General features: G+C 37.8%; 18 protein-coding genes. 10 read left to right on the top strand and 8 right to left on the bottom strand.

Annotation, left to right across the window (positions count from 1 at the left end; translation table 11 throughout):
* Positions 1–76 precede the first annotated feature (76 nt).
* The 6 genes from creD to HMPREF9075_RS09390 are packed head-to-tail and all read right to left on the bottom strand — an operon-like array spanning position 77 to position 5877.
* Positions 77–1399: a cell envelope integrity protein CreD gene (gene creD, locus HMPREF9075_RS09415; RefSeq protein ID WP_009416323.1), complete on the bottom strand. Its 1323-nt coding sequence runs from the start codon at positions 1397–1399 to the stop codon at positions 77–79.
* A gap of 60 nt (positions 1400–1459) precedes the next feature.
* Positions 1460–2578, bottom strand: coding sequence for a peptidylprolyl isomerase (locus HMPREF9075_RS09410; RefSeq protein ID WP_034557431.1), 1119 nt, complete (start codon positions 2576–2578; stop codon positions 1460–1462).
* A 21-nt stretch (positions 2579–2599) separates the two neighbouring features.
* On the bottom strand, positions 2600–3172 hold the full coding sequence (gene gldI, locus HMPREF9075_RS09405) for a gliding motility-associated peptidyl-prolyl isomerase GldI (protein WP_009416321.1): 573 nt from the start codon (positions 3170–3172) through the stop codon (positions 2600–2602).
* On the bottom strand, positions 3169–4167 hold the full coding sequence (locus tag HMPREF9075_RS09400) for a bifunctional oligoribonuclease/PAP phosphatase NrnA (protein ID WP_009416320.1): 999 nt from the start codon (positions 4165–4167) through the stop codon (positions 3169–3171). The genes gldI and HMPREF9075_RS09400 overlap by 4 nt, the downstream gene beginning before the upstream one ends.
* Positions 4167–5114, bottom strand: a complete 948-nt coding sequence (locus tag HMPREF9075_RS09395) for an electron transfer flavoprotein subunit alpha/FixB family protein (protein WP_009416319.1) — start codon at positions 5112–5114, stop codon at positions 4167–4169. The genes HMPREF9075_RS09400 and HMPREF9075_RS09395 overlap by 1 nt, the downstream gene beginning before the upstream one ends.
* A gap of 25 nt (positions 5115–5139) precedes the next feature.
* Positions 5140–5877: an electron transfer flavoprotein subunit beta/FixA family protein gene (locus HMPREF9075_RS09390; protein WP_009416318.1), complete on the bottom strand. Its 738-nt coding sequence runs from the start codon at positions 5875–5877 to the stop codon at positions 5140–5142.
* 121 nt (positions 5878–5998) lie between these two features.
* Here HMPREF9075_RS09390 and HMPREF9075_RS09385 point away from each other — a divergent pair, with 121 nt between their 5' ends.
* Positions 5999–6658, top strand: a complete 660-nt coding sequence (locus HMPREF9075_RS09385; protein WP_009416317.1) for a class I SAM-dependent methyltransferase — start codon at positions 5999–6001, stop codon at positions 6656–6658.
* Positions 6659–6661: 3 nt separating this feature from the next.
* On the opposite strand, the gene HMPREF9075_RS09380 is transcribed toward HMPREF9075_RS09385, so the two are convergent.
* A complete protein-coding gene (locus HMPREF9075_RS09380) occupies positions 6662–9178 on the bottom strand; it encodes a TonB-dependent receptor domain-containing protein (protein WP_009416316.1) in 2517 nt (838 codons plus the stop codon).
* Between the two features lie 75 nt (positions 9179–9253).
* Entirely contained in the window at positions 9254–11425 is a 2172-nt protein-coding gene (locus HMPREF9075_RS09375) for a MutS domain V protein (protein WP_009416315.1), read from the bottom strand.
* 181 nt (positions 11426–11606) lie between these two features.
* Between HMPREF9075_RS09375 and bshA the strand changes: the two genes are divergently transcribed.
* From bshA to moaA, 9 genes are all read left to right on the top strand, one after another.
* Positions 11607–12737 (top strand): N-acetyl-alpha-D-glucosaminyl L-malate synthase BshA, encoded by a 1131-nt coding sequence (gene bshA / locus HMPREF9075_RS09370; RefSeq protein ID WP_009416314.1) that lies wholly within the window; start codon positions 11607–11609, stop codon positions 12735–12737.
* 155 nt (positions 12738–12892) lie between these two features.
* The gene (locus HMPREF9075_RS09365; protein WP_009416313.1) at positions 12893–14374 is read left to right on the top strand and encodes a nitrate/nitrite transporter; all 1482 of its coding nucleotides are present in this window, start codon (positions 12893–12895) and stop codon (positions 14372–14374) included.
* A 32-nt stretch (positions 14375–14406) separates the two neighbouring features.
* Positions 14407–15732, top strand: coding sequence for an MFS transporter (locus HMPREF9075_RS09360; RefSeq protein WP_009416312.1), 1326 nt, complete (start codon positions 14407–14409; stop codon positions 15730–15732).
* Positions 15733–15884: 152 nt separating this feature from the next.
* Entirely contained in the window at positions 15885–16940 is a 1056-nt protein-coding gene (locus HMPREF9075_RS09355) for a hypothetical protein (protein WP_009416311.1), read from the top strand.
* A 67-nt stretch (positions 16941–17007) separates the two neighbouring features.
* Positions 17008–19272, top strand: a complete 2265-nt coding sequence (locus HMPREF9075_RS09350; RefSeq protein ID WP_009416310.1) for a molybdopterin oxidoreductase family protein — start codon at positions 17008–17010, stop codon at positions 19270–19272.
* 60 nt (positions 19273–19332) lie between these two features.
* Positions 19333–19908 carry a 4Fe-4S dicluster domain-containing protein gene (locus tag HMPREF9075_RS09345; RefSeq protein ID WP_009416309.1) on the top strand — a complete coding sequence of 192 codons (576 nt, stop codon included), beginning with the start codon at positions 19333–19335 and terminating at the stop codon, positions 19906–19908.
* Positions 19909–19939: 31 nt separating this feature from the next.
* Entirely contained in the window at positions 19940–20470 is a 531-nt protein-coding gene (locus HMPREF9075_RS09340; RefSeq protein ID WP_009416308.1) for a ubiquinol-cytochrome c reductase iron-sulfur subunit, read from the top strand.
* A 16-nt stretch (positions 20471–20486) separates the two neighbouring features.
* On the top strand, positions 20487–20786 hold the full coding sequence (locus HMPREF9075_RS09335; protein ID WP_009416307.1) for a hypothetical protein: 300 nt from the start codon (positions 20487–20489) through the stop codon (positions 20784–20786).
* Positions 20776–21768, top strand: a complete 993-nt coding sequence (gene moaA, locus HMPREF9075_RS09330) for a GTP 3',8-cyclase MoaA (protein WP_034557425.1) — start codon at positions 20776–20778, stop codon at positions 21766–21768. The genes HMPREF9075_RS09335 and moaA overlap by 11 nt, the downstream gene beginning before the upstream one ends.
* Positions 21769–21902 lie beyond the last annotated feature (134 nt).

Below are 21902 nucleotides of genomic sequence, written 5' to 3'. Positions count from 1 at the left end.
TTTATTCTTAATTAGTGTTTATTGCCGCAAAAATACAAAATTATTAGCAATTAACAATTATTATAATGTTTTTTTATTATTGAGCTGACCATTCTACCTTGCGTGATACGTACATCACTGTTGCCAAAATAACGAATAGCCCAATGCTTCCTACTAATAAGGCATAATTTTCAAGCTGAATAATCACGTAAATAAAACCGTATAGCGCTGCCAATGATGCAAATATAAAAGTGGGGAACTTCTTATTCTTCAGTATTGAAATGGAGTACAAACTAATAAGCCCTACAGTCATCAAAGAAGATATAAAGTAAGCAAATGAAAAGCTACTATGTTCAGTAATTGAAATAAGGAGCGTATAGAACAGCACAAGTGCTAAGCCTATCATCGTATACTGAAAAATATGTATTTTTATTTTGCTGATAGATTGTATTAAGAAGAAGATTAAGAAAGTGAGGAATATCACCAAATAACCATATTTAGCAACACGTTCGTTTTGTTGATACTCATCTACAGGGATGATAAAATCTACATCGTAAGTGTATGGTGCTATACTGGGTAACGTGCCAAAGGATTGTTGTGCAAATGGTCGGTTGATGTGTAACACGCGCCACGAAGCGGTAAAACCATTGGCATTAATTTGCTTATCATAAGGCAAGAAATTGCCCATAAAGCTTGGGTTTGCCCAGTTAGAGCTAAGGGTACTCTCGGTAGTCTTTCCTATAGGTACTATTGCTATTTTCTTGCTTCCATCGTATTGTATTGAAAATTCAAATGAAGGATTGGCTAAAAACTCTTGGAAGTTGATAAATCCTGTTTCTAAGGATGCTACATCGTCATTATTATCATCGTAATAGCGCTCATCATTGTTGCGTTGTTCGTAAATAGGTTCAAAGGGGTAATCTTTGCCACCTAATTTGATAGTAACACCATTTTTAATACTTGCCAAGTTGGTAGTTCTGATAAGAATAGTAGCCTTGTTCCACTCAATATGCTCATTGGCGATTCCTTTAGTGCTAAAATCGGGGGCTATATAGTTACCTGAAAAATCCATAGTAGCATTAAAAACTACTGTTTCATAGTTATTGCGCTTTTTGGTTTCAGTTTTTACGTTTGATGTATTTTTTAGTACTTCGGGAAAGAAATAAGCATATCTTATTTCAAAAGTGTTGTTACCATATACTTTATAAGGGATTTTTAAGATAGGACCATAGAAGAAAACCTCGCCTCCCCATTTATTAGCAATTTCATTCACTACTGATTCTTGCCTTTCTTTGCGTTCGCTTACTAAGTTCTGTACGAATAAAAGCGGAATAAGCAATACTAAGGTTAATAAGCCTATTAATATCAGTCTAAAGGTATTAGACTGGAATAAATTGTTTGTTGTTTTATCTGTATCCATAATATGAAGAATTTAAATTATAAGAGGCTGTCAATCCAAAACCAACAGCCTCTTAGTAGATTATTTTGCAATATCAGTAATTTCTATATCAAATACTAAGTTGCTATTAGGTGGGATAACACCATCTGCTCCTGCTTCGCCATAACCTAAAGCCGATGGAATAAATACACGTATTTTATCACCCACTTTCATAGTGAGAAGTGCTTCTTTAAAGCCTGGTATAAGTCCTGCTGATGGAGTGTAAGGGAATGGTATAGGTTTATAACCATTTTGTCTGTCACGCAATGCGTTGTATTTACCAAATTGCTCTTCAACTTCTTTGATATTCGAATCAAAAAGAGTACCATTTTGCAAATATCCAGCATAATTTACTAAAACTAATTGGTTTTGTTGAGGTTTTTCTCCACTGCCTTGTACTACACTTAGTATTTTGATTCCTGAAGGTAATGCTTTTAGTTCAGCTTCTTGTTTTTTGAACTCTTCATTAAGTACTTTTGCAGCCTCAATACCTTTTGATTTTCGTACCTCTATGATTTTAAAGTAGTTGTTAAACACTTCTACAGCATTAAACGCTTTAGCGTCTTTACCATTTGCTATAATAGTAATTTTTTTGATTTTAATGTCTTTTTTAGGACGATTTCTTTCATCGCGAGGAGCTTTAGCAATAATATCTATCACCTCATCGCCTTTTACAGTTTCTCCAAAAACAGCGTGTCTACCATCTAAGTGTGGGGTAGGTACTTGAGTAATGAAAAACTGGCTACCATTGGTGTCAGCTCCAGAATTAGCCATAGATAAAATCCCCTTTTTGCTGTGTTTTAAGTTAGGGTCAAACTCATCTTCAAAACGATAACCAGGATCGCCCATACCTGTACCTGTAGGGTCACCACCTTGTATCATAAAGCCGTCTATCACACGGTGGAAGATAGTACCTTCATAAAAAGGTTTCCCTTTGTATTCCTTTTTTACGAAGTTGTTTTTGCCTTCGGCTAAAGTTACAAAATTTGCCACTGTTACAGGAACTTCTTTGTAATTTAGTTTTACTACTATGTTTCCTTCAGTAGTTTCTATATCAGCAAAAAGCCCATCACCTAAGTCTTTGTATGCTTTTTTCTGCGAACTACAACTAAAAAACACAAACATTGCTGATAGCAATGCAATAAAATTCATTCTTCTCATATGCTTATTTTTAATTATTACTTATTCAGGTCGGGGGAGTACTTTTTCTTGGTTCTTTTCTATCTTAAATACCTCTATTTTGGCTATGATAGGCTGATTGTAACTAATTTTATCTTTATCGCCACGATAACCATACGCCACACTAGAAGGAAAAAAGAAAACACCACTTTCTTGTTCTTTTAGCAATTTTAATGCCGAACGCAATCCTTGAAAGAGTTCTTCTTTATCTACATAGTATTTATATTCCCCATCTGGCTTTTCTTGATACAGCTCATTACCTTCCAAATCAGAAAGGCTATAGTCATAAGTAACTATGTCACCAAACTGTGCTGTATAAGTAGCAGTTGCATTTTTAGTAAGGTAGTAGAACTTAAAACCGTGCTGAGAGTCTATAAAAGTATGTATGGTATCTTTAGCTATAATAGACTCTATTTGAGCTTGTTCAGATGCCAATAAGGCTTTGTTTTTAGCTGCCGATTCCTTCAAAAAAGTACTTGTCTTTTTTGTTATGGGGTGTCGTGCTTGATGATCACCACAAGCACTCAGTGCGAGGGTAACTACACTTCCTAAGATGATTTTTTTTAATATATTCATTTAATAAACTGTGGTAATACGTTTCTAAAATAAGCTACTGCTTCAGCCATATTGCCGTCATATCTACCGCCTGCAGCATTCTGATGCCCACCTCCATTGAAGTGTTCACGCGCCAAAATATTTACATCTACATCTCCTTTAGAACGCAATGACATCTTTACGTAGTTTCCTTCCTGAATAAAGATAACAGCCAATACTGCATCTTTAATAGTAAGTCCGTAATTTACAAACCCTTCTGTATCACCTTTCCTAAAGTTATGCTGTTGTAATTCGTCAGCTGTAAGGGTTATATAGGCTGTGTGATATTCAGGCAAATAAATCAAATTCTTCAGTGCTACACTTAATAGCTGTAAACGATCATAAGAGTTGGTATCATACACATTAGTATTTATAAGGCTGTTATCAGCTCCTCTATCTACAAGGGCAGCCGCTATTCTTAGGGTTTCGCTGGTAGTAGTAGGATATTTAAAATTACCTGTATCGGTCATCAAGCCTGTATATAGGCAAGTAGCTATATTACTGTCAATAAGTTCTTTATCACCCATAGCTTCTATAAAAGCATAAACCATTGCACAAGTAGAACTTTCTTCAGGAGATGAAAAAGTTACTTGCGCGTAGTCATCGGGTTCTAAGTGGTGATCTATCATTACAAAAGTAGCCTTGTGCTCTTCTAACAAAGGTGCAAGCCCATCAGCACGTTTTAGATTATTAAAGTCGAGTGTAAAGATAAGTGAGCTGCTTTGTAATTGTTGCTGTGCCTTTTCGGGGGTACTATCATACACTACAATTTCTTGAGCTGCAGGTAACCACTTCAAAAAGTTTGGAAAATCATTAGGTGATACTACAGTAGCATCATATCCCTTGTTTTTTAGGTAAATACAAAGCCCCAAACAACTCCCTATGGCATCACCATCGGGGTTTTTATGAGGGATAATGCTTATTTTAGGTTGAGCTTGTAAGAGTGTTTTTACAGCAGCTATTTTAGTAGAGTTCATTATAATTTAGCTTTTAATTTTTCTATTAGTTTTGGTACTATTTCAAAAGCATCACCTACAACACCATAGTCGGCAGCTTTAAAGAAAGGAGCTTCAGGGTCCGTATTGATAACCAATTTCACTTTAGAAGCGTTTACTCCTGCCAAGTGCTGAATAGCTCCTGAAATACCTACTGCAATATACAAATTAGGGGCAATAGGCTTTCCTGTTTGTCCCACGTGTTCAGAATGAGGTCTCCAGCCCATATCAGCTACGGGTTTAGAGCAAGCTGTAGCTGCTCCTAATGTTTGCGCCAACTCTTCTATCATTTTCCAGTTTTCAGCTCCTTTTAGTCCGCGACCTCCCGATACTACTACTTGCGCATCGTCTAATGATATTTTATTGCCCAACTTTTCGGTAGCAATAACTTCTATATCAAAATCCTCTGCTGTAAGGGTAGGAGCAAAGGGTACTATTGTAGCTTCAACAGTATTTTGCTGGGGAGCAAAAGCATTGTTGGCAAGACTTATGATTTTTATAGGTGTTGTAATTTTTTCAAGTGTGATGGCTTTATTGCTAAAAGCGTTACACTTCAGTACAAAGTTACTATCGGGTAGCGAAATTACATTATTGGCATACCCAGCTTGTAGCCTGATTGCCAATAGCGGTGCAATGCTTTTAGCTGCTAACGAACTACTGAATATCACCGTTGTAGCCTGTGTTTGTTCAATAGCTTGGGTAAGTATATGCGCTATGGCTTTAGCCGAAAAGTGTACCAAACGTGGCTCATTTACTGCAAGTATTTTATCTACTCCATAGTTGCCTAATATTTCTGTATCATTAGCATTGATAGTTATGGCAGCTACTGTTGTATTTTGCTCAGTAGCGAGTGCTTTGGCATAAGTAGCTACCTCATAGGCAGTTTTTTTTATCTTCCCCTCTTCTGTATCTATATATATAAGAATCATCTTTTCTATTTTTGAATGTTGTTAATTATCTATTGCTCAAAATTACTTCTGCCAAAGTATCTATATCATTAGCATCAATCATTTTGATAGCTTGTTTGGCTGGTAGTTTTTCAAAACCTTCAGTTGTTACACGCTCTGGAGCATTTTCAGCAGGTAGTACATTAATCACCTTAGTGCGGGCAGCCATTAGGTTACGCATATTAGGAATGCGAAGGTCGCGCTCAAGGGTAATCCCTTTTTGTCCGCCAACTACCAGCGGTAGGGCTGCTTTTACCTTTTCTTTACCACCATCTATTTCGCGTTCGGCAGTGGCAGTGTTGCCTTCTATTTCCAATCCTACACATTGGTTAATAAATGGATAATTTAGCAAAGCTGCTATATACCCACCTACTTTACCACCATTGTAATCAATAGACTCTTTTCCTGCCAAAACAAGGTCGTAATTACCTTCTTTGGCTATTTTTGCCAATTGGGTAGCCACCATAAGAGCATCGGTGGGCGAGGCATCTACACGTATAATATCGTCAGCACCCACTGCTGAGGCTTTGCGCAATATAGGTTCGGTTTCAGCAGTACCTACATTGGCTATAGTTACGCTACCACCTAATTTTTCTTTTAGTAAGATTGCCTTTGTAAGGCAAAACTCATCATTGGGGTTGATGACAAATTGTACCCCAGATGGGTCAAACTTGCGTAAATCACTTGTAAAGTTTATTTTAGAAGTAGTATCGGGGACACTACTGATGCATACTAATATTTTCATATGTTATAATACTACTAGTTTTGAACGGGTAAAATTACGGCTTTTTGCGCTAATGAGCAAACTATTTTATAAAAAAAATGTATCTTTGCAGCCTAACTAATTGAAAATCTAATATAAAGCAATGAACCCTCCTATTGATGATATGCGCCTTTTAGGGCAATTATTGCGATGCCCTATAGGCGAAAAAGCGCAAGAAGTGGGCGATTATCTCTTCGCTTCTAATAGCCAAATGATTTATACTACTATTGATAGTTTGATTCTTCATCCTAATATAAAGCTGCTCGAAATAGGTTTTGGCAATGGCAAACACTTGCCTTATTTGTTTGCTAAAGAAGCTGATTTACAATATGTAGGGGCTGAGATTTCGGCAGCTATGGTAGCTGAAGCTATTGCTAATAATCGCCAAAAGATTGAAGAGGGGCGTGTTTCTTTTTGTCAAACTGCTCCTGATGAACTACCTATGCAGGAAGCTCCTTTTGAGTTGTGTTTTTCAGTAAACACTATTTATTTTATTGATGATTTGCTGCGCTATTGTGCGGATATTTATCAACTGCTTGCTGTTGGGGGTAGAATAACATTTACTTTTATTGATAAAGCTGTATTAGAGAAAGCCCCTTTTGCTAAAGAAGGTTTTCAGCTTTATACTCCTGAAGAAATAGCTCAATTATTTATGCAAGTGGGTTTTAAGGTTGTTACTCAAAAGTCTTTTCAGGAAGTGTTATCTACTAAGAGCGGTAAAAAAATCACCCGCTACTATTGGGTAGTAACGGGTGATAAATAAATCTTACCAAGTGTAAGTAATACCTCCTACAAAATTACGCCCTACACCGGGAATAAAGTTTGTTTTATCAGCAATTGTAGGGCGTGGATTGAATACTCGCATTCCCATACGTGCTGGAGGTGGTGTAACTTGGTCTTGTATCAGGTAGCTTGAGGCATATACCTTGTCTAATAAGTTATTGGCTTGGAAAAACAGTGTCCAATTACCTCTCTTAAGTCCTATTTTAGCCCCTAATAGCTCATAAGGGTCTTGATAGTAAGTATTCTTATGGTCTGTAGGAGTTTTGGTGGGCAGTGCTTCTACATTCACTTCGGCAAAAAAGCCTGTAGGGTGCTTATAGTCTAACGCTCCATAAAGGTAGTGGGTGGGGATACCTGCTATTTGGTTTCCTTTTAGGGCTCCTCCGTCAAAAATAAAATCACTATAGTTATAATTTACAAAAAGCGTAAAGCTATCGCCTTTGCTGCTAAATATGTTTTTCGCAAAGGTAGATTGCAGAGCAGCTTCTACCCCTCGGTGTACTGTACCATAAGGAGCATTTACGGTAATACCATTAATGCCTATTTCACCATCGGTAAGGGTGAATATTTCATCTTTCACCCAAGAATAATATGCACTCACATTCCACACAAAAACATCTGTAATATTACCTTTAGTGCCTATTTCGGCAGTTTGTGCTTTTTGTGCTTTTAGCTCAAAAGCTCCTATGTCTTTAGCACTTGAGTTGGCATTGCTACTATTAGGGAAGAGCACACGGGTACCGCTCATTGTTGCTCCTCCTGTGAGGCGAATGATTTCTAAGAATGTAGGAGGTTCATAACTCCAGCTGTAATTGCCATACACTTGTGCGTTTTCGCTAAATTTGTAAATAATACCTGCCTTGGGGTTTATTGCACTATACTTATATTTATTATCTAATTTTCTTACAGGTGCCGGACTTTGCACGCGGCGTAGGTTATTCCCTGCAAAAAACGACATAGGGCGTGAAGAGGCATCGTATAGGTCTTCTATTTTGCGTGTATCATAGCTAGCTTGTACTCCTGCATTTACCCAAAACTTATCAGTAATGCGATATACATCTGAAAGATGTGCTACAGCGTGGTCTGACAAAAGGTCTTGTTTAGCAAACAAAGCCCCAAAATTGCCTTGCTCATTGATGTTGCGCAGCTGGTGCATTTTCCCCTGACTAAGATGTACGCCCACTGATAAGTCATTTTTAGATGTATTGTATTCGTAGGTAAGACGAATACCATAATCGTTGTTGTAATCGTGGCGTATATTGGTAGCTATAGGGTATACAAAAGCGTCATCGGCGTATTGATAGTATAAGGTGGCTGTGAGCAAGCTGTTAGGACTAAAACGATAAGCCGATTTGCTGCCAAATCTCGCTATTTTACTACTGCGGTTGGGTTTGTCGCGTACCACATTAGGCCCAAAAGCATAAGGAGCAGTGAGTTTAGGTGCTGCGTTTATCTGGCGACTATTGCTCTCGTATTGTTGGCGAGTGAGTGGACCTGATATATCAAAATACAAATCGGTGAATGAGGCGTATAAACGGCTTTCAAACTTTTGGGTAAATTGTCGTCCTACGTTTAGCAAAGCATTAAATCGCTTAGAACTATTGTAGGTGCGATAACCATTGCTTTTGCTGTAAGAAGTAGATACAAAACCGTCATTCTTGCCCGATGTAAAACCTGATGACAAGCTACTATTGAAGTAATTGAAGCTACCAGCTTCCATTTTTACGCTTAGTGGTGAGGCGTTATAGCCGTTTTTGGTTACGAAGTTCATAGCCCCTCCAAGCGTAGCCCCTCCGTATTCCATAGCATTAGCTCCTCGATACACTTCCACCAAATTAGAAGCTTGAGGCTCTAATACGCCTATAATGTACGAACCATCGGCAAAATTGATAGGAATACCATCTTGGTATAAGGCTACTCCTCTTGATTGTGGGTTACTTTGTATTCCTGACCCTCTGATGTTAAGGCGTGGCTGGTCGTTACCGCCAAAAAACTCTTGTATAATAACCCCTGGCTGACGTACTAAGGCATCTTTAAGGGTTTGCGAACGCTTTTCTGATAAATCTTTCAGGTTGGCAATGTTAGTACCTCCAGGTACTTTGTCTAATTTTTTGCGCGAAAGAGCTTCCGAATTGGCTATCAAGCTAGGATTGTCGCTCACTACCACTTCATCAAGGGTGATGGCTTCTTTGGGTAACGACAAATCTACATAGGTAATGCGGTTTTCATTGTTTTGAAGCACTACTTTTACCGTTTGCTTCTCAAAACCTTCTTTGATGATTTCCAGTATCACCTCTTTTCCTTCGGGAGTAAAACTCAATGAGTAGGCACCTTGCTCATTGGTATAAGCCGTAATGTTGGGCTGCTGTTGCAAGCGTACTATTACCCCTGCAACTGCAAATTTGGTTTCATCGGTTACCATTCCTTTTATCTTGTGCTGTTGCCCAAATAACAAAGGACTTATCACAAGCATAACCATTAATAATAATTTCTTAAACATAAGATTGTAATTTGTTAATTTAGAATGGTGCAAAATTAACAATTTAATTTGAATCTACAAGTTGAAAAGATTTTTTTATTTTATTTTTTGTACCAGCTCCAGCTCGTCTATGGCTACAGTAGTGGTAAACATTCCGTAGTTTAGCAAGGCTTTTCCTTTTTCTATTTTATCTATAGTGCCTACACTCTTGCTGTCCTTTATGCGTACGCGGTCGCCAACGGCAAGGGCACGCTGTAGTTTTTCTTTGCTGGCGCGCTCTTGGGCAAGACGCTCTTTCTTTTCTTCCTTGCGCTGCTGCCTAATAGTTTCCATTTGCTGGTGGACTTCTTTTTCAGTAGCTTTTTTCTCTTCTTTTTGTTGGGTGCGTTGTTCTTTATCCACTGCTTTTCGCTTGGCATTTTCAGTTTCTATCAGGCGTAATATTTCGGCTATTAGTGGTCGGCGTTTGCCATCGTAAAAATATCGTTCGGCTAACTGGTCTACTTTGTTACCTAATGTAATCATACGTTGGCTTTGGTCGTATAACTCTTGATAATTGATGAGCTTGTTTTTTACTTTGTTATTGAGTTCTTCTAATCGTTTGGCTTCTTCGCGTGCTTTTACTTCTTCATCTTTGAGGGTTTCGGCAGTTTTTTCCATACGAGAGCGTTCTTTTTGTAGCTTGGCAATAGTGGCATCAAAACGCACTTTGCTTTTTTCTATTTTCTTTTTAGCTCGGTTGATAAGCGCATAGGGAATATCGTTTTTCTGTGCTACTTCAAAGGTGAACGAGCTACCCGCTTCGCCTATGATAAGCTTGTAAATAGGCTCTAAAGTTTTGTCGTTGAAGAGCATATTGGCATTAGAAGCGTGAGGAAGTTCATCGGCAAGTATTTTCAGATTGGTGTAATGGGTTGTAATTACGCCAAAAGCCTTGCGGTCGTAAAATTCTTCTAAAAATATTTCGGCTAAAGCACCTCCTAATTCGGGGTCGCTACCTGTACCAAACTCATCTATCAAAAATAGAGTACGATTGTTGCACTTTTTCAAAAAGTAGTTCATATTTTTTAGTCGGTAGCTATAAGTACTGAGGTGATTTTCAATAGACTGGTTGTCGCCTATATCGGTGAGTACGTATTGGAATAAACACATTTTGGAGCGATAATGTACGGGTACTAACATTCCGCTTTGCAACATTAGCTGCAATAGCCCAATTGTCTTCAGGGTGATACTCTTTCCACCTGCATTAGGTCCTGAAATTACGATGATGCGATTTTCATCGTTCAAGCGAATGGTTTGTGGGTAAGTAGTAGCTCCTTTTTTGGCATTGCTAAGGTATAGCAAAGGGTGGTAGGCATCACGTAATATAAGTTCGCGTTCTTGAGTAATTTCGGGCAAAATAGCGTGCATTTGGTGAGCGTATTTTGCTTTGGCATAGATAATATCAACAGCTGTGATATAGCGTTGATAGTCCTTTAACACTTGTGTAAAGCCACTTAAGAAAGCCGTGAGTTCTTGTAGAATACGTTGCACTTCTTGATGTTCGTCATAAAGTAAGTTTGATAATTCGCGTGAGTAGTGTTCCGTTTGTTGAGGCTCTATATATACAATACTTCCCGTTTTTGAGCTGCCCAATAGTGTACCTTGCACTTTACGGCGGTACATAGCCTTTACAGCTAGAACGCGCTTGTTATCTACTATAGTTTCGCGTATATCATCAAGATAATCAGCGGCGTTGTATTCGGCTAAAGCACGGTTAAAGCTGTCGTTTATTTTACCTTTCAGCACACTCAGGCTATGGCGTATCTCGGTAAGAGCTGGTGAAGCATCATTTTTTACTTCGCCGTATTTATCTATTATTTTTTCAATAGCCTCAGTAATTTCGGGAGCGTACTGAATGCTATCAGAAGTTTCCCATAGGGTAGGGTATAGGTCATCAAACCTACGGAAAAAAGTGATATGAGTGTGAGTTACCTCGCTAATACGGTGTATTTTTTGGATAGCTTGAGTTTCGAGGATAGCGTTTTCTATAGCTAATAGTTTGATTTCGTTGATGATACTCTCTGCGTAATGTGAGGGTATGGTATTGTTATTTTCAAACGAAGAAGCATACTCATTAGTTTGATCGAGGGCAAGGAGCAGAGCATCTTCGTCATCAAAAGGCTGAATGCGCAAGGCGTATTTTTTACCAAGTGGGGTAGTGCAAAGTTCGGCTATTTGTGAGAGTACTGTGTTGAATTCTAAATCTTCGTATGTTTTTTTATTCATTTTATAGTCAAATTTGGGCTGCAAAGATATAAAATAATGTTTAATTTTATCCTTCGCTCAACCTTCGCTCATCCTTCGCTGAAGGTTCGGTGGAGAACAATTGGAAAAATTGTGAATTATGAAATTTGAATTGACGGTCATTTGTTATTATTTTGTATCTTTGCCGAAAAAATATTAAACGATGAATATAGCCATTGTATGTTATCCTACCTTTGGGGGAAGTGGTGTAGTAGCTACCGAATTGGGACTTGCCTTAGCTCGCAAAGGGCATCAAGTACATTTTATTACTTATAGTTATCCTGTGCGGTTGGATTTTTTGGAGGTGAATATTCACTTTCACGAGGTACACGTAGAGGAATATCCTCTGTTTCATTATCAACCCTATGAGTTGGCGCTCTCTACGAAAATGGTATATGTAGTAAAAACTTATAACATAGATATATTGCACGTACATTATGCTATTCCGCACGCATATGCTGGCTATATGGCAAAACAGATGCTGAAGCGGGAGGGGATTGAACTTCCGATGATAACTACGCTTCACGGTACAGATATTACTTTGGTGGGTAGTCACCCCAATTACAAAGAAGCGGTAACGTTTAGTATTAACGAATCTGATGGAGTAACTGCAGTATCGGAAAGTTTGAAGCGTGATACGCTTAGGTTGTTCAATATAGATAGGGAGATAGATGTTATCCCAAATTTTATTAGTTTGAAGAAGCATACAGAGCCTAAAGAGTGTAAACGTTCGGTAATGGCACACCCTGATGAGCGTATTATTACTCATATTAGTAATTTTAGAAAGGTGAAGCGAGTGGAGGATGTGGTGCGTGTATTTACTAAAATACAAGAAAAAATACCAGCTAAACTCATAATGGTGGGTGATGGGCCTGATCGTGAAATAGCAGACCAATTGTGTAAGAATTTGGGGATTAAGAAACGTGTATTGTTTTTGGGTAATACTTCGGATATAGAGCAAATATTGTGTTTTTCTGATTTGTTTCTGTTACCCTCAATGTCGGAGAGCTTTGGTTTGTCGGCTTTAGAGGCTATGGTAGCAGGGGTGCCAGTGGTATCGAGTAATGCAGGGGGGATTCCTGAGGTGAATGAAGAAGGAGTATCGGGCTTTTTATGCGAGGTGGGTGATATAGATACAATGGCAGCACGAGCTTTGTATATACTTGAAGATGAAGCGCGTTTAAAGGAGTTTAAAAAAGGAGCTCTTGAGGTAGCAAAACGTTTTGATGAGGAAAAGATTGTTCCGATGTATGAGGCATTGTATTTTGATGTTATACATAAAAAGATACAATAGTATTATAAATATTATATATTATTGATAATCAAATGTATAAAAAATAGCTTATTAAAAAAATCAATTTTTATTTCTCTTTTTTTCGTTTTTATTTTTGAGAATAAAAAAAAGTTAATACATTTGCCTGAAAATTCAATTTTAAAATATAATAAATAATGAGTTCTGAGACATCACTGCGTACGTCACATTTTGTACTTACGCTAAACACATTAGCTTTTACCATTTGCTTTGCCTGTTGGACACTTAATGGAGTGTTGGTTACCTATTTGGTAGATAATGGTATTTTTAATTGGAGTGTAGTAGAAACAGGTTGGCTATTGGGCTTACCTATTTTATCAGGATCTATATTCCGTCCTTTAATGGGAATGCTAACAGATAAATACGGTGGAAAACCTGTATTTAGTACATTGCTTATTTTCTGTGCAATTCCTTTCTTTTTAATGTACTTCGTAAATTCCTATTGGATGTACTTTATTTTGAGTATTCTTTTTGGTATGGTGGGTACAGGTTTTGCAGTAGGGGTAGCTTTCACCTCAGTATGGTATCCTAAAAACTGGCAAGGGCGTGCATTGGGTATTTTTGGTATGGGTAATGCTGGTGCTGCACTTACTACTTTTTTGGCACCTACACTTTTAAAGTGGCTTACAGATAATAATGAGAATTTAGAAGGGTGGCGCTGGCTACCTATAATTTATGGTATTGTAATTTTGGTAATGGGCTTGGCTTTTTTACTTTTTACTAAGAATAAGAAGGCAGCACAAGCTCCTAAATCTGTACATCAGATGCTTACACCACTTAAATCAACAAGGGTATGGCGATTTGGGTTGTACTATTTCTTGGTATTTGGTTTGTTTGTAGCTTTCTCACAATGGTTGTTACCTTATTATATCAATGTATATAGTATTTCTTTGATATTAGGTGGTATGCTTGCTTCTGCATTTAGTTTGCCTAGTGGGGTGATTAGAGCTTTAGGAGGTTACTTATCAGATAAATTTGGGGCACGTGCAGTAATGCATTGGGTACTGCTTTCATCTCTTGTTATTGGAGGCTTGTTGATGCTTCCCAAGATGGAGATTCTAACTCCAGGTAAGGGAGTTGCTTCGCCTAAAAATACGATAGTAGAAAAAGTAGAAAACAATAGTATTACCTTACAAGGGGTGGATAAACCTTTTGTTCTAAAAGAAAAGCCCGAAATACGCGATGAGAATAATATATTTCCTAAATCATACTCTTGGCAAGAAGCTTTGGTGAAAGATAACCAAGCGGTGAAGAAAAAAGAGGTGATAGCGCAAGGGGTTACACTTATTAAATTTGAGGCTCATATATGGGTATATACTATTTTGGTAATCCTCATTGGTATTATGTGGGGAATAGGTAAAGCGGCTGTATACAAATATATACCAGAATACTTCCCTAATGAGGTAGGTATCGTAGGAGGTATGGTAGGCTTGATAGGGGGTCTTGGAGGCTTTATAGGGCCTATTTTGTTTGGTTACTTGCTTGATTTCTCTGGCTTATGGACAAGCTCTTGGATATTTGTATTCCTTACTTCGGCAGCGTGCTTGTATTGGATGCACCGTACCATCAACAAACTAAATAAGAAAGCAGCCCCAGAGTTGCAAGATAAGATAGAATAATTAAAGACTAAATAATTAATAATTGATTACAAATGAGTAAATGGTTAGAAAAATGGGAGCCTGAAAATGAAGAGTTTTGGCATTCCACAGGAAAAAAGATAGCAAATAAAACGCTTACGATTACGACAATAGCACTTACACTTTCATTTGCGTGCTGGTTTTTGTATAGTGCAGTGGTTATTAAATTGCCTCAAATAGGTTTTAATTTTAATGAAGACCAATTGTTTTGGTTGGCTGCTATGCCAGGTTTGGCAGGTGGGCTTTTGCGTATATTGAATACTTTTTTGATTCCTATTTTTGGGACACAAAAGGTAGTATCTATTAGTGCGCTATTGAAGATTATTCCGTTGTTGATGCTTGGATTTGCGGTAATGGATCCTTCATCATCTTATGGATATTTTATGGTGATAGGTTTCTTGCTTGGTATTGGTGGTGGTGATTTCTCATCTTATATGCCTTCTACTTCTTTGTTTTTTCCCAAACGTTTGTCGGGAACAGCTTTGGGTATTCAAGCAGGGGTAGGTAACTTTGGGGTTAGTTTGGTACAATTACTTTCGCCTATTGTTATTAGTTTGAGTATTTTTTCTTTTATGGGCGGAGGCGAGATTGTAGCGCAAGCTGGTAAAACTATCTACTTAGAGAATGTGGCTTTTATTTATGTATTACCACTTTTCTTAGTGGGTATTTGGGCATGGTTTTCACTGAAGAGTATTCCTGTAAAAGCGTCTTTTAAAGAGCAATTGGATATTTTTAGTGATAAACACACTTGGTACTGCACGATTACTTATATTATGACTTTTGGTATTTTTGCGGGTCTTTCAGCTTCTTTTCCGTTGCTGATTAGAGGTTTGTACAGTAAACTTGATAGTAGTATCGACCCATTGCATTACGCTTTCTTGGGGCCGATGATAAGTTCAGGAATGCGAGTGCTTTTTGGTAAAGTAGCTGATAAATTTGGAGGTGCTATTCTTACACATATTACAGGTATTGCAATGACAATACTATTTGCAGTACTTATATTAGGAGGTTATTTGACACCTACTTCGGCGGATCAATTTCCAATGTTCCTTGCTATAATGTTGACTATATTCTTCTTTACAGGGGTTGGTAATGCAGCAACCTTTAAGCAATATCCTACTATTTTTGCGGCTTCGCCACGTAAATCGGCAGGAGTAATAGGATGGACAGCTGCAGTGGCTGCTTTTGGGCCTTTTATATTTAGTGTTCTTATCAGTCAATCAAACCAACTTACAGGTAATTCTAATGCATTCTTTTGGAGTGTATTTGCATTATGTATAGTTGCTACTTGGATAAATTGGTACTTCTATACACGCAAAGGATGTGAACGCCCAAGCTAGTAAAAAATTAGAAAGAAACTAATCAAGGCATAAAAGCCTTATATTTCAATAGGTTTAAGAAAATAAGTGAATTACGAAACGTTCTAAATTACATTAAGAACTTTTGTAATTCACTTTTTAGTTGTAAATTTGCAGCGAGTAAAACAAATATTATGTTCAGAATTTTCACCAGAATAAACAAGAAAGCATTTCGCAATGCAGTTATAGCCACTCTGGGGGTTATAGCTATTACTGTGATAGGTTCTGTAAATCTGCAGAACTACGATGCTGCACTGATGATTTACTTTTTTGGTACCATCAGTATGACTTTTGGTATAGCCTATCGACACACGATGTGGCTACAGCGCCCACCCACCAAAAAGTATTGGCAACGCACTTGGCAATTGTTACGCAGCAAGGATTATTGGAGTCAATTGAAGGACTACGGACGATTGACGTTTAAAAATCTTTTACTTCAGAAGTTTTTAATGCCACGTAGTAAGATGCGTTGGCTGGGGCACTTTTTGCTCTCTGTAGGTTGCTTAATATCTTTTGGGGTAACCTTTGGGCTTACTTTTGGATGGATGCACTTTACTTTGGTTCCTGGTACTACCGATACTTATGAAACTCATATGATGGGATTCACTGTAATGGAATTTAAATTAGGTACTATTGTAGCATTATTTTTATTTCATATACTTGTATGGACAGCTATAATGGTAATCATAGGTAGTGCAATAATGATGCACAGACGAATGATAGACGAGGGACAGTTGGCAACCCAATGGTTTGAACGCGACTGGATTCCACTAATATTACTTATTGTAGTTTCGGTAACAGGATTGGGTATTTGGTTTGACTATTCATTTTTGGAAGGTAAAATGAGTCAGTTTATGGCTATTATACACGCTATAGCAGTAGCGATGTTCCTTATGTGGATACCTTTTGGTAAATTCTTCCATATCTTTCAACGCCCTGCCCAAATAGGAGCAAATGTATATCGTATACAAGGTGCTAAAGAAGGGATGCAAGTGTGCCCACACACAGAAGAGGAATATGCTACTAAAATGCAAATTAATGACCTTAAGGAGGTAACCAAAGAGCTTGGTTTTAAACTTGAAAACAGTGAAGGAATGAGCTATTTGGAGTACAGTCCTGAAGGAAAGCGCTGTATGCTTGCTAAAGCACACTTAAAGGCAAGACAAGCGGATGGGCGTTACTTTGGTTAATAAAAAATCTTTACTCAAAGTAACTTAATAATATATTCAACAACTAAAAAAGATAACTCGTAATATTATGGCAACGTTACCCGTACCCGTAGATGAGATTATAGCAAAGTGGGGGCCGCATAAGCACTATATGACAAAAGAAACTGCTAAAGCGCGTGCTTCACAGACACCAGATGAATTAGTGAAAACCCACTGCTGCTTTTGTGGTTTGCAGTGTGGTATCAAACTGAAAATAAAGAATAAGAAAGTAGTAGGTTTTGAACCTTGGCGTGAGTTTCCTTTCAATGAAGGTCGTTTGTGCCCTAAAGGAGTACAACGTTATATGCAAGATAACCACCCAGACCGCCTATTACAACCTATTAAACGTGTAGAAGGTGTAGGCTTTGTGCCTATAGAATGGGAAGAAGCCTACAGCACTGTAGTAAGCGAAATTAAACGCATACAAGAGACTTATGGTAGAAATGCCTTTGCAATGCTTTCGGGCGTATCACTTTCTACTGAAAAGAGTTACTTGGTAGGTAAATTTGCTCGCGTAGCACTAAAAACTGCTAACTTAGACTATAACGGTAGGTTATGTATGGTGAGCGCTGGTGCTGGTAATAAGAAAGCATTTGGTATGGATAGGTCGTCTAACTCGTGGGCTGATTTGGCTCACGCTGAAGTGATTATCATTACAGGAGCTAACGTATCGGAATGTTTTCCTGTGCTTACCTATAGAGTTTGGGAAGCACGTGATAATGGTGCAAAACTGATTGTAATTGACCCACGTGTAACCCCTATAGCACGTACTGCCGATATTCACTTGCCTATGCGCTCAGGAACTGATACGGCACTAATGAGTACTATGCTAAAGGTGCTTATTGATAATGATTGGCTTGATCACGACTTTATAAATAACTATACTTCGGGCTGGGAAGAAACTGCTAAAGAAGTGGAACACTGCACCCTTGAATGGGGTGAGAAAATCACAGGTGTACCTAAAGAACTGATTTATAAAGCTGCCGAAATGTGGGGCAAGGCTAAAACATCGTTCTTGATGCACGCTCGTGGTATAGAACAACACCGCAAAGGAGTGATGAACGTACTGAGCTGTATCAACTTGGTGTTGGCTACAGGACGTATAGGAAAACCTTACTGCGGTTATGGTACTATTACCGGACAAGGTAACGGACAAGGAGGACGTGAACACGGACATAAATGCGACCAGCTACCTGGTAACCGTGATATAGAAAACCCAGAACACCGTAAAATAGTAGCTGATTTTTGGGGTATTACAGAAGAAGAGCTACCAAGAAAAGGACTAAGTGCCTATGAAATTATTGACGCTATCAATAAAGGGGAAATAAAAGGTTTGCTCTCTATCTGCTTTAATCCTATAGTTTCATTGCCTAATAACAAATATGTAAAAAGTGCTTTAGAAAAATTGGAGTTTTATGCAGGTATAGATTTCTTCTTATCTGAAACGCTACGTCACGCAAATATTGTATTGGCAGGGTCGCTACAAGAAGAAGAAGAAGGTACAACAAAAACTTCGGAAGGGCGAGTAGTGCGTATTTCGGGGGCTGTAAATCCTCCAGGGAAAGCAAAAAGCGATATAGAAATCCTTAAAGAATTGGCAAAACGTCTTGGGCAAGAGGATAAATTTACCTACTCTTGCAGTGAGGATATTTTTAACGAAATTCGTCATATATCTAAGGGTTCATATGCTGATTATTACGGTATTACTTACGAAAAAGTAGAAAAGAATATGGGAGTATTTTGGCCTTGTCCAAGTTTGGATCACCCAGGAACCCCACGCCTATGGGAAGATAGGAAATTCAAAACGAATGACGGCAAAGCACACTTTAACCCAACCCCTTATATTCCACCAGTAGAAGAACCAGATGAAGATTATCCTATAGTGCTCACTACAGGACGTGTGGTAAGCCAATACTTGAGTGGTACACAAACAAGGCGTATTGGAAAGCTTATAGATATATATCCAGAACCTTTGATGGAAATACACCCAGAGTTGGCAGCCAAATACGGTATAAAAGAAGGTGATTTGGTGCGTGTTATTACTCGTCGCAATAATGCAGTATTTCCTGCTAATGTGGTAGAGACCATACGTAAAGACTCTATATTTATTCCTTATCACTGGGGTGGTGTAAATGCGGCAAACCAATTGACAGTAGGTTTGGATGGTCTTGACCCTATATCAAAAATGCCTGAATTTAAGGTATGTGCTTGTAAAATAGAAAAAACAGGCGAGAGAAAGGCAAAAGATTCGGCAGAGTACGCTTACAGAAGCCGTGATGTATTGTACAAAGATGGTGATACTGTAGTGGAATAACTAGTATTACTGATACTAACAACAAAATTACTAAGAGTAAAATAAAAAGAGTAAAACAAAATGGCAGAACAATTTGAGAAATTCAATGATATGGAGTTTTTCTTGGATATGCAGCGCTGTATAGGCTGTCACTCATGCGAGATGGCGTGTGCAGAGTGTGAAACCAACGGAGAAACGACAATGATTCATATTCACTATATAGACAGACGGGAGACTGTACAAACTACTGTACAAGTGTGTATGCACTGTGATGATCCTATTTGTGCGAATGTGTGTCCTGCAGATGCTATAGTGAAAGACGAATATGGTATTGTACATTCAGCAGATGTATCTAAATGTATAGGTTGTGCAAACTGTGTGCTTAGCTGCCCATTTGGGGTGCCTAAAATACCAGACCAAAATGCACTATTGATGCAAAAATGTAATATGTGCTACGACCGTACAAGCGTAGGGTTAAAGCCTATGTGTGCTACTGTTTGCCCAAGTGGAGCTTTGACTTTTGATACAAAAGAAAATGTGGCTAAAAAACGACCTAATAGTACACCTATTAAGAAGTTTATATTTGGCGAAGAGGTAGTTACTACTAAAGTAAACCTGATGATGCCAAAAGGTAGCGAAGAGATAAAGGTATTTTAAAAGCTAAAAACACTAAAAAGACTAACAACAAATGGCAGACAGATATAAAGATATTCCTGATTGGAAAGCAGATTTTCCAATTAAAAGGACAGAGGCAGGTTATGTAGCAAGGCGTGATTTTTTGAAAGTGATTACACTTTTTTCGGGAATTATGGCTGTAGCTAACGTTTTTATACCGGTTTTTAATTTTTTTCATAAAAGAAAAACAATTAAAGATTACTTTGTGTGCAATGTTTCGGACATAAAGGTAGGTACACAGAAAACGTTTTATGTAGATGGAGATCATCGTAATCCTTATATGCTCATAAGGATGGGAGAGAATGATTGGCGCGTATATGAGCAAAAATGTACGCACTTATCTTGTGCTGTGATTTACGATCACGAACATCAGATGATAGAGTGTCCTTGTCATCACGGTTTTTTTGATGCTAAGGATGGGAAGGTGTTACAAGGACCACCACCACGCCCATTACCACGATTGAATGTGATTGTGAAAGACGACAAAATATACGTGGAAGACTATACTTATGAAAAGCAAATTAATCATAAGGCACACTCATAATTAAAAAAATGGAATTATGGCAATAAGAAAAAAACCACTTCAGAAAGTAACCTCACGTATCAATGATATGTTGGGATTTATTATAGCGATCTATATAATGTTTACAGGTATGCAAATGTGGCTACTTTTTGGTACTATCAATAAGGCATTGTACTTGTATAATACGGAAATTGATGTACAAAATTTTGCTACGTGGTCGGCTATAGGTTCAGTAGTCATTTTTGGCTGCTTGTTATTCTTTCTTCGTTATATCCCGATGATTAAAACAGGTAAGATTTTGAAAGGAGACGAAAAAGAAGAAGAATATGAGTACTAATTTAATCGATTCATTCGGACGAAAACATACATATTTGCGGCTATCTATTACAGATAGCTGCAATTTTCGTTGTTTATACTGTATGCCAGATGAACCTTTTGGCAGTACCCCTAATGCCAAATTGATGAATAGTGATGAAATCTTTGGTATCTCGAAGGTATTTGTAGATAATTACGGTATTGATAAAATACGTATTACAGGGGGAGAACCTTTAGTAAGACACGATTTTGCTGAGATTATCAAGAAATTGGCTACACTTGATGTGTCGTTGGGCGTGACGAGCAATGGGGTGTTGTTAGACAAATATTTGACGTTATTTAAAGATAATGGGGTTCAGAATTTGAATATCAGTATAGACTCATTGGATAATGAGCGTTTTAAACAAATTACTAAACGCGACTTGCTACCTAAAGTGTGGGAAAATATACAACGCAGTATAGATGAAGGATTTAAGGTGAAACTAAACGCTGTGATAATGCGAGGCGTGAATGATGATGAGCTATTGCAACTGGTGGGCTTATCACATAGCTATCCTATTGAGATGCGTTTTATTGAATTTATGCCTTTTTACGGTAATGCGTGGGAACGCAACAAAGTAATTTCTATAAATGAGATGCTTTTGGAGATTCAGAAATCATATGATTGTATAAAACTCACTGATGAAAAACACGATACTTCTCGCAAATATAAATTGAGTGAAGAGAGTAGGGGAATTTTTGGGTTTATATCTACAATGAGTAATGCTTTTTGCGGGGGGTGTAACCGTATACGACTCACTTCGGATGGGAAGATGAAAAATTGTCTTTTTGGAGCTGAAGAGTTTGACTTGTTGTCTTTGTACCGAAAAGGAGAAGATTTGACAGCTCTTATAAAAGAAGGTATATGGCGAAAACATAAAGAAAAAGGAGGACAGTTCTCTGAAATGAATACTGTTGATAATAATAAATTAGTAAATAGGAGTATGATAAAAATAGGAGGGTAAAAAAAATTAAAACTTTTTTAAGAAAATGTTTTGTATGTTATTTTTTTTTAATAATTTTGCACCCGATTTTAGAGAATTATTTAGAGGCACATAAGTAGCCTTTTTTTAGGCTTGTCGTGTAGTAATAATTATCA

It is taken from the genome of Capnocytophaga sp. oral taxon 332 str. F0381, from assembly GCF_000318275.2.
Classification (GTDB): Bacteria; Bacteroidota; Bacteroidia; order Flavobacteriales; family Flavobacteriaceae; genus Capnocytophaga; species Capnocytophaga bilenii.
Note: the sequence above shows the minus strand (reverse complement) of the source record. Positions and strands in the feature narration are given on the sequence as shown.

Bases quoted from the DNA above. Each gene is read 5' to 3' on its own strand.
- creD (WP_009416323.1), bottom strand. From the start codon at position 1,399: ATGGATACAGATAAAACAACAAACAATTTATTCCAGTCTAATACCTTT.
- HMPREF9075_RS09410 (WP_034557431.1), bottom strand. From the start codon at position 2,578: ATGAGAAGAATGAATTTTATTGCATTGCTATCAGCAATGTTTGTGTTT.
- gldI (WP_009416321.1), bottom strand. From the start codon at position 3,172: ATGAATATATTAAAAAAAATCATCTTAGGAAGTGTAGTTACCCTCGCA.
- HMPREF9075_RS09400 (WP_009416320.1), bottom strand. From the start codon at position 4,167: ATGAACTCTACTAAAATAGCTGCTGTAAAAACACTCTTACAAGCTCAA.
- HMPREF9075_RS09395 (WP_009416319.1), bottom strand. From the start codon at position 5,114: ATGATTCTTATATATATAGATACAGAAGAGGGGAAGATAAAAAAAACT.
- HMPREF9075_RS09390 (WP_009416318.1), bottom strand. From the start codon at position 5,877: ATGAAAATATTAGTATGCATCAGTAGTGTCCCCGATACTACTTCTAAA.
- HMPREF9075_RS09385 (WP_009416317.1), top strand. From the start codon at position 5,999: ATGAACCCTCCTATTGATGATATGCGCCTTTTAGGGCAATTATTGCGA.
- HMPREF9075_RS09380 (WP_009416316.1), bottom strand. From the start codon at position 9,178: ATGTTTAAGAAATTATTATTAATGGTTATGCTTGTGATAAGTCCTTTG.
- HMPREF9075_RS09375 (WP_009416315.1), bottom strand. From the start codon at position 11,425: ATGAATAAAAAAACATACGAAGATTTAGAATTCAACACAGTACTCTCA.
- bshA (WP_009416314.1), top strand. From the start codon at position 11,607: ATGAATATAGCCATTGTATGTTATCCTACCTTTGGGGGAAGTGGTGTA.
- HMPREF9075_RS09365 (WP_009416313.1), top strand. From the start codon at position 12,893: ATGAGTTCTGAGACATCACTGCGTACGTCACATTTTGTACTTACGCTA.
- HMPREF9075_RS09360 (WP_009416312.1), top strand. From the start codon at position 14,407: ATGAGTAAATGGTTAGAAAAATGGGAGCCTGAAAATGAAGAGTTTTGG.
- HMPREF9075_RS09355 (WP_009416311.1), top strand. From the start codon at position 15,885: ATGTTCAGAATTTTCACCAGAATAAACAAGAAAGCATTTCGCAATGCA.
- HMPREF9075_RS09350 (WP_009416310.1), top strand. From the start codon at position 17,008: ATGGCAACGTTACCCGTACCCGTAGATGAGATTATAGCAAAGTGGGGG.
- HMPREF9075_RS09345 (WP_009416309.1), top strand. From the start codon at position 19,333: ATGGCAGAACAATTTGAGAAATTCAATGATATGGAGTTTTTCTTGGAT.
- HMPREF9075_RS09340 (WP_009416308.1), top strand. From the start codon at position 19,940: ATGGCAGACAGATATAAAGATATTCCTGATTGGAAAGCAGATTTTCCA.
- HMPREF9075_RS09335 (WP_009416307.1), top strand. From the start codon at position 20,487: ATGGCAATAAGAAAAAAACCACTTCAGAAAGTAACCTCACGTATCAAT.
- moaA (WP_034557425.1), top strand. From the start codon at position 20,776: ATGAGTACTAATTTAATCGATTCATTCGGACGAAAACATACATATTTG.